Here is a 14,859-nt window from a genome sequence, read left to right as displayed (position 1 = left end):
CGCGCGCCATTTCGCCAGCTGAGAGCGTACAATTCGTGGTGCATGCATCCTGCATGGTTCGCGATATCACTGTCCTGCCTATGACGCCTTTCGGCGACTTAGAATTCGGCAGCGCTCCCGTATTTGAGATTTGAAAAAGAGCGGCACTGCTGCGATTGTGCTCGCAAAAGCGAAATTACTACCTACGTAAACGAAACATACGATCTACGCCTACGAGCGTGTCAGTGAGGTTGACCTAGTGATTGCGACATGCCCCATGAGCTTCCATCGTCGCATTGAACGACAGTGGGCCAAACGCATCAAGTCGTTAAGGCGGATGGGTGGCCAAGTCTTCGTTGCAACCAAACGGACGTTACAACCCGCAATCAACCGTGACGGTTCACTAATTCCAGTCTCGGTCAGAGCTGTCGTAGACCAGCGACGACGTGATCAACCTCGTGATTGATTTTCCAAACCACAGTCGGTCATACGACCAAACGCGGCGCGCCGTTCGATTTTGGGGGCACGACAGCGCAATAGAAGCATCATTTTTTATAAGCGAAGACGCATTGAGGCGAATTCAACCAAATTCGCGCGCCGATGAGTCGGGCTTTCTGAACGCGTTCGATCGCAATCGTGATTTGATATGTGCCGCCGCGGCCAGGATCTATGTTCGCGGAAGCAGGGGCTCTTATGATCTTGTTGCCGCTAATTTCTGAAACGCTGGGACTTGAGCCGCGCAAAATATGTTAGACGCCGATGGCCACTTCTCTAATCGGCCGTTAGGGGTCAAGCACTTTCAGACTATCCATGTTTGCGGTGTTGGTGTCGCCCACGGGCTCGTGCTTCTCTTCGGAATCGGCACCAAGGCCCTTCCTGTGGCTCTATAAGACGCATTACGAAGCCACGATAAATTGGAGCATCGCGGAGGTGGCTTAGCTCTGGCATGTCGAAGGCCTTCGCAATGGTGAAGGCAATCGACAGCAGCGGCGCGAAGATGCCGACAAGCACATATCCATCGCCAACCAAATCCTTGGCGAATGGAAGTAATTTTTTGACCATGGGGCGATCTTAGGTTATTCATTCCGACATCAATTGACCAGACGCAGCGACCATCATCTAACAGTCCCCCTCCTATTTTTGCGCATCCGTGTATGAGGTCGCTATCGTGAGGAGGTGAACAGCCGCAGTGCCCAATTCCTGCATTTCTTGGTCCATCGTGTAGGCGCCAGCTGCGCGATGGTATGCGATGCCGACGGTTGCATAGGCATCGGTTAGGAAGTCGGCAAGTCGGTCATCTTTTTTCGAGGCAGTTCGCTCTAAAACTATTTTCATCGCCGCCCGGGAAGTGGCTTCGGCGATCTGAGCATCTTCTAATTCGGAAGGCGGTAAACCAGAGTCCGCTGGCTGGCATCGCTTGGACGCCTCTTCGACCGCCCGATAGAATTGAGGCTTTCGCGTTTCATCTGCGTCCAGATAAATCTTCAGAAAGCGCCGTGACCTTGCTTCAAGATATTTTCGGTCTAACCTAACTGTCCTTCGTCGCTCACGACGCTCGGTTTTAAGCCAGCCAAACACTTTCTCGACTCCTATAGCCGCACGTTAGCTATTCTGCCGCAGGAATAACCAGCCGAAAAGCCGTTTCTGCTTGGGCCACCCCGCCACTCCGCCGTCGGAAGGGCAGCGGTCCGCGGCAGTTCCAGCCTCCGGGCGGTGAGCCGTGCGTCCTTCGCAGTCGAATCCAGCATCCAGCGATATCCAGAAGCTCAAAGCGGCAGAAGAGACGTTGCTGGTTATCGTCGCGAAAGAAAAGGAGGAGGGCGAAGCATCTTCGCACCTTCGACGGGCGATGGAGGCGTTACAGGAGGCTTTGCTAAGAATTCAACTTTCGCGCTAATCGAAACTGGCCCTTAGCTGAAGAGCGGCGGCTCGCGAGGGTCGCCCTTTTCCATTTCATCGATGGGACAGCACCGCTGGCTTGATAAGGACCGTCGCCAGTGACAACTTGTTCTGCATCGGGCTACGTTGGACCCGACACGCCGGCAACGCATCGAACGCCTCATTCGATGAAGGCATTGCGGCCGGTGGCTAGCAGGCTCAGGCTACGTCCGAGCACCGCTCGGCGCGGCTAACTCTACGCAAGTGCAACGCGACGACATAAGCCGTCGAGGGAAAGCCTTGGCGGCTTTTGCGTGTGTGGCCAAATTGGACTAGCTTGCTAAGTAGAGCTAATCGGAGGGCGCGCACGTGAACTCCACCCTTAAAATTCAGACGTCAGAGCCAACCCTGATCGAAAAGATCAAGGCTGAGCTCAAAAAGCGTGCCGAGGCAAAGGCCAAGCGGATGTGGCTGAGAAAGCCAAAAGCGCTGGCGAGACGTTGAGGGGCTAGTGGATCGGTTCATCGTTATCGATTCCGGACCCCGATGTCCCCCACTCCAAAAACGAAACTGGCCGACGCACGAATAGATATTAGATCAACCTTTGGTCACTAGCGGGGCCGGGGCCGCAACGGGATATTTGCCTAGCGGGCTCTTGCCGACGGGATATTTACCCATGGGATATTTGCCTACCGGCGCGGCGACCGGCTGAGGCTGAGCTCGTGGGAGGTCGGCAGCAGCTGCTGTTCCCACGAAGGCTAGAGAAGCGACGCCCAGGATCACGAATTTCAACATCGAAAGTCCCCCAGTGAATCGAGATATCTTGGAATTTAACATAAAAATACCCTGACGCTCGCCACGGCGGCAATGGATAGACTGGGAATTGGCAGTCCAGGCAGCCTTTTTTGTCAGATGTTGCGAAAATGGCACTGAATTTGAGACACTTGGTTCCCAAGTCACTTTCGTGGTCCCGCAGATAGGTCTGCCGGACGTACTTGAGAAATATCGATGGGAAGAGCCGAGCGCTCATGCACCATTATGCCAGCCAGTTTACGCTCGCAATCCGCCGAGCCATAGGGACGTCGCGATCGGCCGGAACGAAGCGGCCCAATTGATCGGGCTTGCGAGTTACCTGCTTTCAACAGCTGAGTTGATGTACCTGCTATCTTGAGGCTTCGCATAGTTATATCCGATCGCATCGATAACGGCCCGAACGATGCCCGGGCCGCGCGTTTCGGCGTCCCTGATCTTGGCGGGCCTCGAAAATCTCTTGGGTTGTTAGTCCAACGTCGGCTGCCGTCATTTTCCCGGAGTTTCGTTTCGGAACCCCGGGGCTTTTTCGAAGTGTGTCCCCGCTACGGGCAATCTCGCCCCGCGCGGGGGGCGGCGTCCTATTCGAGAGCGCTTGGGATCATCGGCAGGACACGCCTTCCGAAATTGGACCCCAAAAACCACACGTCTTTGCGTCCGTCGCGGTTCGTGCAAACAGCACGCTCGCGACCACTAGAGCGATAGCAAGAATTAGCAATCTTGGTTTCATCGTAAGAATATATTCCTCTAACCAGATCGATTAAACGCTAATCGACAAACTCGGCGCCGACAAAACTGCCTTGGCGCCAGATTAGTCGACAATGCTGGGCCGACCGAAATCCGTTATCGGATATGTCAAAGTCGACTGGGAGCAGCGGCAGGTCGATATGTAGCCGAACGGCGATACCGCGATCCGATACGTCACGTACCGTCAATTCGAAGAGGTTGCGTAGCCCTGCAATGCGGAGGAGCGCGCCTCGATTGTGCTTTATCCGCTTCGAGGTTCTGCGTTCGAACTCATCCTCGAAGGAAGTATCGTTCATTGCAGCCATGAGCGCCTTAGTTCTTATTGCCCTTTGCCGCGGTGGTCATTGCGGTATGCGCTTTTGACGGGCGGCGATCGGCGTTCAAGCTGTGCTTCGTATTTCGAAGCCAGTTCGAGCAGTCGTATCCTTGTGAATTTGTCCGCCTTGCGGGCGATAAGCCTGCAACGACTGGCCATTTCCTTTAGGTCTTCTTTCTTCATCGCCGCACCCATGCCAGCTTTGCCGAAGCCGCCGCATTGGGGGATGCGGCGGCTTCTCATCGCGGAAACGGATGGGGGTCTGTGTTCGCGACTAGCGAACTTTTGAGCGTCTAAAAATAGCGGCGCAACTAAAGTCGATCGTTAAGCTAAATAGCGACCACAAAAGTTAAATCTGGAACGCGCCATTGCTGACCAGCGCGTCCAGTTCGGCGCCCATGTCCAGCGACGTCCCGGCGACGCGGTCCAGATCGGCGCCAAGGGCTTCGGCCCGGGCGACGTCGCGGGCGACCGCGCGCGCCGGAACTATTTCTGAACCGCGGTAGTCACCGATCTTGGTTAGCCTTTCATCATGAGACCAATGCACTGAAGAGCCGCAGCGATGCCCGCGGCGATGGCTGCATAACTGATCCACCTCGATTGTTTTATCATCGATGCTCTGACGTCATAAAGGCGCCCCTTCTTTGAAACGATGACGTCGCCGCGTGCGACGTCTTGTTCCTCTACGTAAACATCAGTGCCGAAGGCCGCATAGAACCAAAGGACGGCCGCCGCAAACGCGAACGCGGCCGCGGTGAAATCTACGTAAGATGCTGTCATCGGCGTCCTCCAAGCCGTCATGGCATTCAATTTGCAATATAGGACAGATGCCGCGCTACCATTTCAAGCTCGTCGACAGCCGAAGGGTCTCCGACTACGGCCTACATGAGTTGATCGACGACACCATCGCGCAGATCGAGGCGATAAAGCTGGCGCGCTCGTTGCGCGCGGAGCGGCCAGAATTATCAGGGCAGAACTACTCGATCTCGGTCACCACTGAGGACGGCATAGGTATCTGCGTCATACCGCTGGATGATATCTAGACGGTTTTCACAACATGAAATCTGCTGGCCGGCTGCCCAACTCTTAGACTTGCTTGTTTAGAGCTGCCGCTGTTCGATTGTCAGGAATCTAAAGGCTGCCCTTCGTTGGGCCTTGGGGTTTCACCCGAAATCTCACCCCCGCCGGCATCGCCCCGACGGGGGATTTTTTCTGGCAAAACTGAAGATGCTTCGCGCCGATCGAGGCTCTCGGGGGGCGGAGAGTTCCTTCATGCGGCTAAGATGTCCTCCTTGTCTGCGCCACGCATCACTATCTTCAACGCACCGTCCGGCAGCGGTCGTTGCAGCGCCTTTGCTTCATCCCACGGCGCTCGCAACCAGACCTCACGTTCTTCGTCCGTCGTCAGGATCACGGGCATGGTCTTCGGATGGATCGATTCGACGACGGCATTCGGCGCCGTCGTCAGGAAGCCATAGATTTGGTGCGGGCCGGGCACAGGCTTTGACTTCGTCCCGCGATCGCCGTTGAACGTCGTCCAGATGCCGGCGAACGTGGCGAGCGGACGATCATCGTTGAGTGCGAACCAAACAACATCCTTTTTCTTCGTCTCAGGGTTCGGTTCTGGCGCGTATTCGGCGAAGCTATTGAAGGGCACAAGGCAACGGTTCTCACGCTTTAGCCACATCCGCCAGTGCGGCGATGACGTATCATGGATGTTGGTGACGGGCGGGCCGCCTGTCCGTGGCGGCGGCGGCATTCCCCAACGCATCATCGTTAGTTCAAGGCCACCGTCGGCTTCGCGAATGACCGGGGCTGGGTAGTCAGGAAACACGCCCGACATTGGCGGCAAGTTGCCGACATAGCGGTTCATGACGCGAAAGAGCGCGATCATCGCGGCTTGGTTGGTCGTGATGCTGTAAAGGTTGCACACTTAGGTGGGCTCGCCGGGGCCAGCACTGTCCAGCAAGTTCAACGCGGTGTCGATCTTCGCCAAAGTCGCCTCGATCAGCGCTCGCTCGCTGTCGCCGGGCTGTTCTTCGAGGCGTGCCAATAAAGCCTCTTTCTGTGCGAGAAGCCTCGCAACTGTCGTCGTCATCGAAAGTTCTCCGCTACTCTATCAAAGGCATGATGCGATCGGTTCTTCACCTTGATCCAGTGCGGCGATCGTCCGCCTCGGTACGGGCGATCGCTGTGCTTAGAAACCAAACCTTTGAGACCCGTGCTGCACGCGGCCCGGAAAAGTTCAGGGCCGATGGCTTCGATTTCGAACGGGTTGACGAAGATGCCGTCGGGGCGGCCGTGTAGCAGGCGCTCAAGATGCGTCTTGCGCATCGAAAGCGGGAGGTCTCGAAGGTCGTCGCCGTCGAGCGCGAGCACGTCAAATGCGCAAAGCTGAACTTCGCCGTTCTGTCGGCGGGAATGAAGTTGAAATCGGACACACCGTCAAGACCAAGGATCACGGCCTCGCCGTCGATGACGAACTGTTTGCGGCGGTTCTTTAACGCGGCCTCGGCGGTCCACAGGAAGCGCTTCGTCCAGTCGTGGCCGCCTCTCGTGATCAGGCGCACGGACGATCCCGCTCGACGCGCAGCCGATAGCCGTCGTATTTAATCTCGTGAAACCAGTCTGCGCCGGCGGGCACAGTTTTGCCGACTGTAGGAATGCAAAAATCAAATTGGGGCATAGTCCCGATATAGGAATATGCCTTTGTTTTACGAGCGGCTCGAAAGTACCAGCGATCGAATTTAGGCTACTTTATTAGGTATACGCCAAAGGGCCTTCTCGCCGGCCTCGGTCAACGCTCCAAGGGCCGTCTTTCCGCTTTTAGCGCATTGCAGAATTGCTTTGGCGACACGTTTTCGAACGTCATGTCGCTGGCCGTCAGGCGCTTTTCCGCAAACCCTTTCAAGCGCGACATCCATATTTGCCTGCACTCGCGGCTCGAAGCTTCCCTCGATCATCATCGAAGACCCCTCAGAGTTGAAACCCCGAATTTTCCCGGCTGCATTCCGACCGGGCAAGTTCACGGCCTGTGAATTACGCGGAAAGGCCCAGCAGGTTCCAGTGTCCGGAACCCAAAATTACAGGCCGGCGAGATTGCAAATAAAAGGCCTCAGCGCCGGGGGAAACGCTGAGGCCGTTCAGGGGGCGTATCATGGGGGATGATACGGCTGGTCAACGTCGTCCTCTGGCCGGTTGTTCCTCGCGCCGGGGAAAGCTTGGCCGAGGAAGTCTTTTCGTGTGCACTTGTGATCATTTCCCGGCTGAGGCGCGCTCCCGTTCACTCTTGCACGCAATCGGAAAATCCGAGAAAAAGCTCGCCGGATCAAACCCTTTGAGGTCTGGAGTTAGGTGATGTCCGAAGCTGTTAAACTGATCGTTGATGGGTATGTGCGCTTGAAGGATCGCGTGAAGATCGAAGAACTCCGCGAACATCGGCAAGGACTTCGAAATGCCCTGAAGGGCAAAAACAGCGACGCTTTCGATACAGGATATCTCTCCCGTCTGCTTGATAGCGAACTGGAAGTGATCGAAGCCGGGCTCACCAGTCTGCAATAGACGTATCTGACAAAGCCTCTACGCGAACAAGTCTGACCCAGCTTGCGTGAACTTCACGTAAGTCCCGCTTTCATGCATCATGAGGAAGCCGCGCTCGATCGCGAGCTTTAGTCCCGCGCTGTACTGCGCAGGCAGAGCGCCATGCGTGAACAGGAATGGCCCGTTGATCTTCTCGATATGGATGCGGCCGTCCTGCACGGCTTCAACGCCGTTGGCAATTTCCAAAATTTTCTTCATCGCGGCCTCCGGATCGGACCACGGTCGTCTTGACGTACTTGTTCATTTCATCGGTGACGTCGGATCGGGGTTCTGGCGAACCCGTAAGCCGATCAGGTCTGGCCGGCGTTTCCTCTGATAGTTCTTCAGACATTTAGCGCAATAGAGGGCGCGCCTTAAGGTGTGGATAGGCCGCTCACGCGGCCAAATCACCAAAGCTAAGTCGATAAGTTCCGTGTGATTGCATTGGCGGAATTGAACTTCGAGCAATTCGACGCCGCCTTGCAACGCCGCCGCGATCGTCGGTGACGGTGCTTCGGGACCTCCCGTAAACTGCAACGCTGACCAAGCAAGGCAATCGAGCCGAAGCGCGCTGGCAAGCTGCCTGTCGGCCGCCTCATCAAACTCGATGCCACGCTGGATTAGCCGCTGAGCGCCCGTAAGAACCTCCGGGCTTTCGTAGAAAGCCAACGCGAGCAATAGCCATGCGGCGATATTCAGCTAATGGGATTTCCGGTCGAAGTTCACTTGATAGAGAAGGTCTGAAGGACGGGCGCTCAGCATTGGCTCGTTCGAAGGTTTTGGACAGGTGCTTCGGAGTGACCAACGAGTGGCTCAATTCTTCCATAACATTCGATGAGCGTAATCTATTTCGCTTAAGGCCACAGCGGACGTTACCGTACCCTAACGCCTAGTCAGGTTAGTCATGGTAGCGCTGTTACTTCAACGCGGTTCACTCTTGGCATGACAGAATTGAACCTCCGATTGGCCACGGCCCGGTTCGCAACTGACGCCTTCGCCTGCCTTGGCAAGTCGTCTTGGGCCGGCTACTCTTTCCAAGAAGAGCGGCTTGGACGCCAGTGCCAAATACCAACATCAGTCCGCGTCTGGAGACACGTATTCGCCGCGATTCTCGCGTCACGCTACGAAGAAGGTAATCCGATTTTGGCGGCGGACGTTGTCGGATACAGTCGGCTGGCCAGGAAGATCGTGCGATCTTGAGAATCGAGGATCCGACCGTCACGAGGGCAAGCCGCGGACCGCGGGATCCGAGATCGGACTCTCGCTGGAGAGCCCGAAAATTCGAATGACCCGAGTCCTAGTAGTGTACCGACCTATCCAGAATGAGGGTTTGGGTAATGGCGGATCTTCACAAAATAGCGGTGACGACCTTGTCGGTGCTTTGGATTATGGGCGCGATAACGCTGCCGCTCGCGACTGCCCAGGAAGCGGCGCTCTCAGAGGGGGACCGACATGGGCTTGCGGCGTGTTTGGTGAAATGCCCCGACGGCGACAAGGCATGCATCAATCGCTGTATGTCGAAATCTCAAATCAAGGGCGTCGTATGGAGCGATGCCACACGCGCCTGCATTAGGGCTTGTCGGATCCAAAATGCGGCTAATGAGGTAATTTTTGGTTGCGCGTCGGGCTGCCTTGATCGAATGGTCCGATAGCGCCAGGCGGCATGGCCGAGCCGAGGACCGAATCGAACCCTTGAGTCCCGACGAACTGCGTGACACCCTGTGGCCGAACCTTCGGGAAAGACATGACGATCCCCTGCCGCGTCCTAATGATCTATCCGAAGTTCGTTCCGAACTCGTTTTGGAACTATGCGGAAGCCTGCGAACTCGTCGGCGCGAAGTATCCGGCGGCGCCACTCGGCCTGATCACCGTCGCCGCCATGTTGCCGAAGCATTGGGACATCCGGCTCGTCAACCGCAATACCGAGGCTTTGATAGACGCGGACCTCGACTGGGCCGATCTTGTGATGATCGGCGGAATGCTCAACCAGCAGCCTGATGCCATCTACCTGATCGATCTCGCCCACCTGCACGGCAAGCCAGTATGTGTCGGTGGGCCGGACGTCTCCTCCAGCCCGCATCTTTACGCGGACGCGGACTTCCAGGTGATCGGCGAGGCCGAGCATGTCATAGAGCAGTTCATCGCCGCCTGGGAAGGCGGCGAGCGCAAGGGCGCGTTCATCGCCGAGAAATTCAAAATCGATGTCACTCTGAGCCCGATGCCTCGCTACGATCTGCTCAACTTCCATCACTATCTCTTCATCGGTGTGCAATATTCGCGCGGCTGCCCGTTCACCTGCGAGTTCTGCGACATCATCGAGCTGTATGGTCGCGTGCCGCGCACCAAGACCAACGATCAGATTCTCGCGGAGCTGCAAGCGCTCTACGATCACGGCTATCGCGGGCACGTCGATTTCGTCGACGACAATTTCATCGGCAACAAGAAGAACCTCCGCACCCTGCTGCCGCGACTCAAAGCTTGGCTGGAAGAGCACGACTATCCATTCGAATTCTCGACCGAAGCCTCGATCAACATCGCAGACGACAGCGAGCTGTTGCAGGCAATGAAGGATGCGAACTTCTTCGCGATTTTCGTCGGCATCGAGAGCCCGGATCCCGAGACGCTCGTGCAGATGAAGAAGAAGCAGAACACCAGGCGCAACATCGCCGAGTGCATTCACAAGATCTATGGCTACGGCATGTTCGTCACCGCCGGCTTCATCGTCGGATTCGACAACGAAAAGGCCTCGATGGGACAGGCAATGGCCGACTTCATCGAGGAGGCGAGCATTCCAGTTTGCATGGTTGGACTGCTTTATGCGCTGCCTGGCACACAGCTCACACGGCGGTTGGCCGCAGAAGGCCGCTTGCACCGGGGCCATGACCTCATGAACGTCGAGCAAGCGGGCGATCAGTGCACCCTCGGCTGTAATTTCGATACCAAGCGTCCGCTTCGTGAAATCCTTGCCGATTACAAGGCCGTGCTCCGGCACGTCTACAGTCCGGCAGCATATGCAGGACGGCTGTCGCGTCTCGCAGCCATGCTCGACCGGTCCGACCGGCGCCGCGACCTGCCGGATGGCGATGTGCGCAAGAGGCCTGGCGGCATCGACAACGTATACAAGATCATGCGGGCCCTCCCGGAGGTTCGCGAGCCGTTTTGGGAGACCTTTGTGGAAGTCGCCAAGACCAATCCAGGTGCGCTGCGTTACATCGTGATGCTGATGGCGCTGTACATGCACCTCGGGCCGTTCTCGAAACGCGTGATCGGCGAGATTGACCGCCGCATTGCCGAGCTGGATGGTATGTCTCCAGTGAGGGCCACGGTGGCAATGAACTCATAAAGATGCGGTTTGATGGACGGCAAAGTTCGCTATGCCTTTGATCACCTCCTTGGGGGATGTCGCACTGGCCCATGGGGACTGTTCCGCTGCTCGATCGGGTGACTCAGGCGGTCTCTCGACTGGCAAAAGCGCCGAAAACGCAATGGTTGGTCTTGTCAGGTAGCGCCGAGGGAGTGACACCACTATCTGATTGTCCCGTGGACGACCACCTCCCAAGCCAGCCGCGCGATGCCTGCTATCAAACAGCGCAATTGGCTCGGGAGGTTCCGCGACGCGTTACCACACTGAGACGTGGAGCGTTACCGCCAGCGGCGGTGTAGCCACAACCACTGATCGGGATGTTCGCGGATCCAGCCCTCGATCACCGACGTGACCGCCTGCATCGTTCCCTGAATGTCGATTTGCCCGGCGGCGTCGCGGACCGGCTTTACTTCTTCAGACAGTTCGCCACGAAAGCGGTGTCCAGGCAGGCGGATGATGCGTACGCCATGAATCGGGCACTCGATCTGCCGCAGCAGCCGGGCCAGCATCGGATTGGCTTTGGTCTTGCGGCCAAAAAAAATGACCTCGACGCCGTTGGTCAGGTACTGGTCGATCAGCATCCCGACATGCTTGCCATTTTTCAGGGCCTCCGCAAGTCTTAGGGGTGCGTCACGACCAGCCGGAATTAGCGTGCCCATTTTTACGGCGCGCATATCCTGGATGATGCGGTCGGCGGACGTGATGTTGGGCCGGCGATATAGGATCGCTGTGTCCAGCCCGTGCGCGACGGCAGCCAGAGCGGGAAGCTCCCAGTTGGCGAGATGACTTGCAAAGATCAGCGCCGGTTTGCCGTCGAGCCGCAGTTGCGTAAACAATTCATACGAGCGCTTGTCGATTTCGATCCGGCTATCCTCGGGCCGTGCGGGATCGTACTTCCAGATGTGATCAAGATGCGCGAATTCGGCGCCGACACGACCGAGATTGTCCCAGACGCCTGCGAGAATGGTCTCGATCTCTGCAGGCGATTTCTCCGGAAATGCGGCGGTTAGATTAGTGCGGCCGATCTTTTGCTCTCGCATCATGGGCCCGATTGAGCGAGCGATCCGGCCGAACAAGTTGGCGGTCTTGGTCGGATCGAAATAGCGAGCGGTACGCAGTATTCCGATCGTCAACGCGCCTACCGCCGCCTGGCCCAGCGGCTTGGTCGCGTTGCGAAGTCTGGCCTTGGCGCGAAGCATCAGATGTTGCATCAGAAACCAGCGACGATCTTGCCGAACACTTGTAAGCTTTCCCTGCGCTTCAGCGCCCACCGCTTTCTACCATCGATCTTGCCTCGGCGGATCTAGCGGTACTCGTCCTAGATAAGCATCACAGAGACAATGGCCGCTTCGATATTGCTGATGCCAGCCAAACTCGTGCATCTATCCCCACTGAGCGTCGTTTTCGTTCGAAGGAGCACTTGTCCCAAATCGCCCCCAACCTAGCGCGCAGGCAGAGCCAGCAAACGCCGTACATGTACGAAATGCTAGAGAAGTCTGGCCTTTCAGAGCCGTACATACCACGCAAAGCAGTGTCGATTGGTCAGTCTCATTCTGTGACTTACTTTGCGGTTTTGGCTCGCTCTAAAATCGCCTCTCGATACTTCTCTTTCATTTTAGGAGTTAACGGCGCGACGAAGGGATTGGATCGGTAAGGTGCAATCTTATCATCTATCGCCGATTCCATAGTGCGGATTGCTGCTTCGATGCTCTCCGAATTGTCCGGGTCAAAGCGCACCGTAGCGAGTTGGCCGTCCAAGGCCTTGAACGCCCGCTGCGCACCGATAGCGGACTGACAATTTTAAGCCACCGCTTGAAGGGAATTGAGCGGGACGTCCAGCGAATAGACGAAGCCGGACCGTTCATAGGCGAGCTGAACTTGGCCGTTCAATTGCTGGCCGAGAGACGTCATCATGCGGGTGCCGAAGCTTTGCCGTACCGGCGGCTCAACCGCCGGACCTCCGCTTTCAGTCCAGACCAGGCGGAGCCTCTGCTCCGGCACATCTATCGTCCACGCGACTTCGACCCGGCCTGCGGGAACGGAGAGTGCGCCAAATTTGGTGGTATTGGTACAAAGTTCATTGAAGGTCATCACGAGTGCAATGACGGCGCCTGAGCTAATTTTGAGGTCCGGTCCGTTGAAATGGAAGCGCCTGATGCCTTGGCTATCGTAAGGCTCCGTCGCGCTGCTGAAGATGTGGGTCAGACTTGCGCTGGCCCAGCTGACCTGCATCAGTAGATCGTGGGCTCGCCCCAACGCGGCCAGCCGAGCCTCCATCGCCTTCTGGCCAGCCCCGATGCTGGGCGCTGCACGGAAGCTCTGAGAGGCGATTGCACTCACCGTAGCAAGGGTGTTCTTGATGCGATGATGCAGCTCACCAAGGATCAGCTTCTGCAATTTGTCGGCGGCTTCGCGCTCTTGGCCTCGATGCCGGCTTGAACGAGCAAAGTCTCAGCATTGATGTTCGCCTGCTCCAGCAATAGGCGGAGGCTTTCGTTCTCGGCTGACAGGACGACTTCCTGCGCCGAGCGCGACGACGGCGCAATTGACCCGCAGCATGAAGGTCCCCGTTCGCCGACGATACGGCAGCGTCGGGCACAATTCGTAGCGCCCCTGCTCCCACCATGGCTTGTAATTCAGCGATCATCTGCTCGACACCCAGCGGCTTGCCAAAGAAGCGGCTGTCCGCTGGCCGTTCTGCGTCGGATAGTTTCACTTGACCGGAAACCAGGATGATCTTGATGGTTGGCCAACGGTCGTGCACCGCGTGGGCAAGCTTCAAGCCGTCGATGCTGCCCGGCATTTGAATATCCGTGAAAAGCAACGAGATATCCGAGCGGGCTTAAAGAAGTGACATTGCCTGGTCGGCGCTGACCGCTTCGACGGGGTTGAACCCCGCATCTTGCACGATATCGACCGCGCGCATGCGCAGGATCATCTCGTCTTCAACGACCAGAACATTCGGCACCGCAGTTGAATCTTTCGACATAAATAGCCTCACTCGCTCGTCCGACAGCCGATCTCAGATCAGCAGCGGGATTGCCGAAAGGAAATGATGAAGACAGCAACTGCCAGGAATCTCGGCGACCACTGAGCGCTATGGCGGTCAGCATTGCGCCTTCCGAGAACAGATAGCGAGCTAATTCGCTTCGCTCCAATGGCTAATCGCATGTGGTTGCCGTCCCATCATCTGCCGGGCGGTGACGCACAAAAAATCTTCAACGGATCGAATTGATGGGTTCCGGAGGCTCATCGCGCAATCGGCTCATGAGCAGCATCAAATGTGGAGACATTCCGATCGACTTCTGGCCCAGTGCGATGACAAGCCTTTCGCTGATTTCCCTGCAGAGCGCCGCGTTGTGAACGTGGTCGATCTCAATGTCTTCTTGGTGCACGGGATAGCTCATGAAATATCCGATTTGCGAGTGAGGTAGACGGAGGATAATTCAGCGGGGAGTTGTGACCAGGCGAGCTTCCAGGATTTTGGAACTTGAACCGGGCCTCCGCAAACAGGAGGCGGCAAAATTCGGCCAGACCTGCGTTGAGCAGTCAGTCGTCCGGACTTCAAGTCGATCGCTCTTTCCCAGGACCGCGACCTCCCTTGCTTTTACCTCGGGCGCAAAACCTGGCAAAGCGATCACCGAAACTCCGAGGAGCGCGAATATCGCCAGGGCAGAGAGAGATTTGATCATCTTGGGCGCTGCTGACTTGTTGCCTCTATCCCTCGGCTTGCAGGGATCAACCAAACAACAACCTGAATGAGAATAAGTTTCACAGGCGCAACTTATATTTGTAGGGGGCGACGACTTCCGTTCTAGGTCATTCGCGTCGGTTTGGCCTCCTACCAACGACTTCCGCTCTACCTCGATGAACAGACGTCGTTGCCATCTGACGGCATGTCTCAAAAGTGCCAGAAGCAGTCATCGGCGTTTGCTAGTACGAGTTGTCTTGGGTATAAGATGCTCGCCTCACACGAAGGTCCGCATCAGCGCCGAGGGCCGCCGGTGCTGCGATCTTTCATGTTGAGGACGCCAATTCCAGTTGGCTTAGGGCCTCAAATTGCGTTCAGCGTGAACACGATACATTCCATTTTTCTCCGTGCCCGCGTTCTCATTTTGACGCTCGGCTTTCTGTTACCCATACCATTGACGGCCGCAGCGTCCGCAACTTCCAAGTCCAGACCACG

The 14,859-nt window shown here is 56.7% G+C and carries 19 protein-coding genes; 4 read left to right on the top strand and 15 right to left on the bottom strand.

Annotated elements, in window-relative coordinates:
- Positions 1-425 precede the first annotated feature (425 nt).
- A complete protein-coding gene (locus tag BUA38_RS22320) occupies positions 426-698 on the top strand; it encodes a DUF1488 domain-containing protein (RefSeq protein WP_338076274.1) in 273 nt (90 codons plus the stop codon).
- A 415-nt stretch (positions 699-1,113) separates the two neighbouring features.
- On the opposite strand, the gene BUA38_RS36970 is transcribed toward BUA38_RS22320, so the two are convergent.
- The 3 genes from BUA38_RS36970 to BUA38_RS22290 form a co-directional block, all read right to left on the bottom strand.
- On the bottom strand, positions 1,114-1,557 hold the full coding sequence (locus BUA38_RS36970; protein ID WP_156898657.1) for a hypothetical protein: 444 nt from the start codon (positions 1,555-1,557) through the stop codon (positions 1,114-1,116).
- A 2,176-nt stretch (positions 1,558-3,733) separates the two neighbouring features.
- Positions 3,734-3,973 carry a hypothetical protein gene (locus BUA38_RS22300; RefSeq protein ID WP_156898656.1) on the bottom strand — a complete coding sequence of 80 codons (240 nt, stop codon included), beginning with the start codon at positions 3,971-3,973 and terminating at the stop codon, positions 3,734-3,736.
- A gap of 276 nt (positions 3,974-4,249) precedes the next feature.
- On the bottom strand, positions 4,250-4,510 hold the full coding sequence (locus tag BUA38_RS22290) for a hypothetical protein (RefSeq protein ID WP_156898655.1): 261 nt from the start codon (positions 4,508-4,510) through the stop codon (positions 4,250-4,252).
- Between the two features lie 47 nt (positions 4,511-4,557).
- Between BUA38_RS22290 and BUA38_RS22285 the strand changes: the two genes are divergently transcribed.
- Positions 4,558-4,773 (top strand): DUF6894 family protein, encoded by a 216-nt coding sequence (locus BUA38_RS22285; RefSeq protein WP_072821237.1) that lies wholly within the window; start codon positions 4,558-4,560, stop codon positions 4,771-4,773.
- A 227-nt stretch (positions 4,774-5,000) separates the two neighbouring features.
- Here the strand turns inward: BUA38_RS22285 and BUA38_RS22280 are convergent, their stop codons facing one another.
- The 3 genes from BUA38_RS22280 to BUA38_RS38630 are packed head-to-tail and all read right to left on the bottom strand — an operon-like array spanning position 5,001 to position 6,109.
- Positions 5,001-5,663 carry an SOS response-associated peptidase gene (locus tag BUA38_RS22280; protein ID WP_072821235.1) on the bottom strand — a complete coding sequence of 221 codons (663 nt, stop codon included), beginning with the start codon at positions 5,661-5,663 and terminating at the stop codon, positions 5,001-5,003.
- Complete coding sequence (locus BUA38_RS37645; RefSeq protein WP_172806073.1) at positions 5,664-5,828, bottom strand: hypothetical protein; 165 nt, start codon at positions 5,826-5,828, stop codon at positions 5,664-5,666.
- Positions 5,825-6,109: a hypothetical protein gene (locus BUA38_RS38630; RefSeq protein WP_338076273.1), complete on the bottom strand. Its 285-nt coding sequence runs from the start codon at positions 6,107-6,109 to the stop codon at positions 5,825-5,827. Before BUA38_RS38630 ends, BUA38_RS37645 begins: the two co-directional genes overlap by 4 nt.
- Positions 6,110-7,087: 978 nt before the next feature.
- Here BUA38_RS38630 and BUA38_RS36965 point away from each other — a divergent pair.
- Positions 7,088-7,291, top strand: a complete 204-nt coding sequence (locus BUA38_RS36965; protein ID WP_072821233.1) for a hypothetical protein — start codon at positions 7,088-7,090, stop codon at positions 7,289-7,291.
- Positions 7,292-7,309: 18 nt separating this feature from the next.
- Here BUA38_RS36965 and BUA38_RS22260 read toward each other — a convergent pair whose 3' ends face one another.
- Together BUA38_RS22260 and BUA38_RS36960 are read right to left on the bottom strand one after the other, a co-directional pair.
- The gene (locus BUA38_RS22260) at positions 7,310-7,528 is read right to left on the bottom strand and encodes a hypothetical protein (protein WP_072821231.1); all 219 of its coding nucleotides are present in this window, start codon (positions 7,526-7,528) and stop codon (positions 7,310-7,312) included.
- A 42-nt stretch (positions 7,529-7,570) separates the two neighbouring features.
- Positions 7,571-7,978: a hypothetical protein gene (locus BUA38_RS36960; RefSeq protein WP_156898654.1), complete on the bottom strand. Its 408-nt coding sequence runs from the start codon at positions 7,976-7,978 to the stop codon at positions 7,571-7,573.
- Between the two features lie 1,075 nt (positions 7,979-9,053).
- On the opposite strand from BUA38_RS36960, the gene BUA38_RS22245 reads away from it, so the two are divergent.
- Complete coding sequence (locus tag BUA38_RS22245; protein WP_072821227.1) at positions 9,054-10,652, top strand: B12-binding domain-containing radical SAM protein; 1,599 nt, start codon at positions 9,054-9,056, stop codon at positions 10,650-10,652.
- 299 nt (positions 10,653-10,951) lie between these two features.
- Here the strand turns inward: BUA38_RS22245 and BUA38_RS22240 are convergent, their stop codons facing one another.
- The 7 genes from BUA38_RS22240 to BUA38_RS38175 all read right to left on the bottom strand — a co-directional run bounded on the left by BUA38_RS22240 (position 10,952) and on the right by BUA38_RS38175 (position 14,365).
- On the bottom strand, positions 10,952-11,884 hold the full coding sequence (locus tag BUA38_RS22240) for a lipid A biosynthesis lauroyl acyltransferase (protein WP_072821225.1): 933 nt from the start codon (positions 11,882-11,884) through the stop codon (positions 10,952-10,954).
- Between the two features lie 349 nt (positions 11,885-12,233).
- Positions 12,234-12,431 carry a hypothetical protein gene (locus BUA38_RS22235; protein ID WP_244553020.1) on the bottom strand — a complete coding sequence of 66 codons (198 nt, stop codon included), beginning with the start codon at positions 12,429-12,431 and terminating at the stop codon, positions 12,234-12,236.
- Positions 12,432-12,473: 42 nt separating this feature from the next.
- Positions 12,474-13,070: a sensor histidine kinase gene (locus BUA38_RS38190; RefSeq protein WP_083587696.1), complete on the bottom strand. Its 597-nt coding sequence runs from the start codon at positions 13,068-13,070 to the stop codon at positions 12,474-12,476.
- The gene (locus tag BUA38_RS38625; protein WP_338076272.1) at positions 13,048-13,497 is read right to left on the bottom strand and encodes a hypothetical protein; all 450 of its coding nucleotides are present in this window, start codon (positions 13,495-13,497) and stop codon (positions 13,048-13,050) included. The genes BUA38_RS38190 and BUA38_RS38625 overlap by 23 nt, the downstream gene beginning before the upstream one ends.
- A gap of 18 nt (positions 13,498-13,515) precedes the next feature.
- Complete coding sequence (locus tag BUA38_RS38180; RefSeq protein ID WP_244553019.1) at positions 13,516-13,662, bottom strand: hypothetical protein; 147 nt, start codon at positions 13,660-13,662, stop codon at positions 13,516-13,518.
- Between the two features lie 229 nt (positions 13,663-13,891).
- Positions 13,892-14,080: a hypothetical protein gene (locus tag BUA38_RS22220; RefSeq protein ID WP_072821221.1), complete on the bottom strand. Its 189-nt coding sequence runs from the start codon at positions 14,078-14,080 to the stop codon at positions 13,892-13,894.
- A 39-nt stretch (positions 14,081-14,119) separates the two neighbouring features.
- The gene (locus BUA38_RS38175) at positions 14,120-14,365 is read right to left on the bottom strand and encodes a hypothetical protein (RefSeq protein WP_072826321.1); all 246 of its coding nucleotides are present in this window, start codon (positions 14,363-14,365) and stop codon (positions 14,120-14,122) included.
- Positions 14,366-14,859: the final 494 nt, after the last annotated feature.

This window comes from Bradyrhizobium erythrophlei (assembly GCF_900142985.1).
Taxonomy (GTDB): domain Bacteria; phylum Pseudomonadota; class Alphaproteobacteria; order Rhizobiales; family Xanthobacteraceae; genus Bradyrhizobium; species Bradyrhizobium erythrophlei_B.
Note: the sequence above shows the minus strand (reverse complement) of the source record. Positions and strands in the feature narration are given on the sequence as shown.

What these genes read in the sequence shown, in the direction of transcription:
- BUA38_RS38175 (WP_072826321.1), bottom strand. Translation starts at nt 14,365, where the DNA reads ATGATCAAATCTCTCTCTGCCCTGGCGATATTCGCGCTCCTCGGAGTT.
- BUA38_RS22300 (WP_156898656.1), bottom strand. Translation starts at nt 3,973, where the DNA reads ATGAGAAGCCGCCGCATCCCCCAATGCGGCGGCTTCGGCAAAGCTGGC.
- BUA38_RS22260 (WP_072821231.1), bottom strand. Translation starts at nt 7,528, where the DNA reads ATGAAGAAAATTTTGGAAATTGCCAACGGCGTTGAAGCCGTGCAGGAC.
- BUA38_RS22240 (WP_072821225.1), bottom strand. Translation starts at nt 11,884, where the DNA reads ATGCAACATCTGATGCTTCGCGCCAAGGCCAGACTTCGCAACGCGACC.
- BUA38_RS22290 (WP_156898655.1), bottom strand. Translation starts at nt 4,510, where the DNA reads ATGACAGCATCTTACGTAGATTTCACCGCGGCCGCGTTCGCGTTTGCG.
- BUA38_RS37645 (WP_172806073.1), bottom strand. Translation starts at nt 5,828, where the DNA reads ATGACGACGACAGTTGCGAGGCTTCTCGCACAGAAAGAGGCTTTATTG.
- BUA38_RS38180 (WP_244553019.1), bottom strand. Translation starts at nt 13,662, where the DNA reads ATGTCGAAAGATTCAACTGCGGTGCCGAATGTTCTGGTCGTTGAAGAC.
- BUA38_RS22245 (WP_072821227.1), top strand. Translation starts at nt 9,054, where the DNA reads ATGACGATCCCCTGCCGCGTCCTAATGATCTATCCGAAGTTCGTTCCG.
- BUA38_RS36965 (WP_072821233.1), top strand. Translation starts at nt 7,088, where the DNA reads ATGTCCGAAGCTGTTAAACTGATCGTTGATGGGTATGTGCGCTTGAAG.
- BUA38_RS22220 (WP_072821221.1), bottom strand. Translation starts at nt 14,080, where the DNA reads ATGAGCTATCCCGTGCACCAAGAAGACATTGAGATCGACCACGTTCAC.
- BUA38_RS22285 (WP_072821237.1), top strand. Translation starts at nt 4,558, where the DNA reads ATGCCGCGCTACCATTTCAAGCTCGTCGACAGCCGAAGGGTCTCCGAC.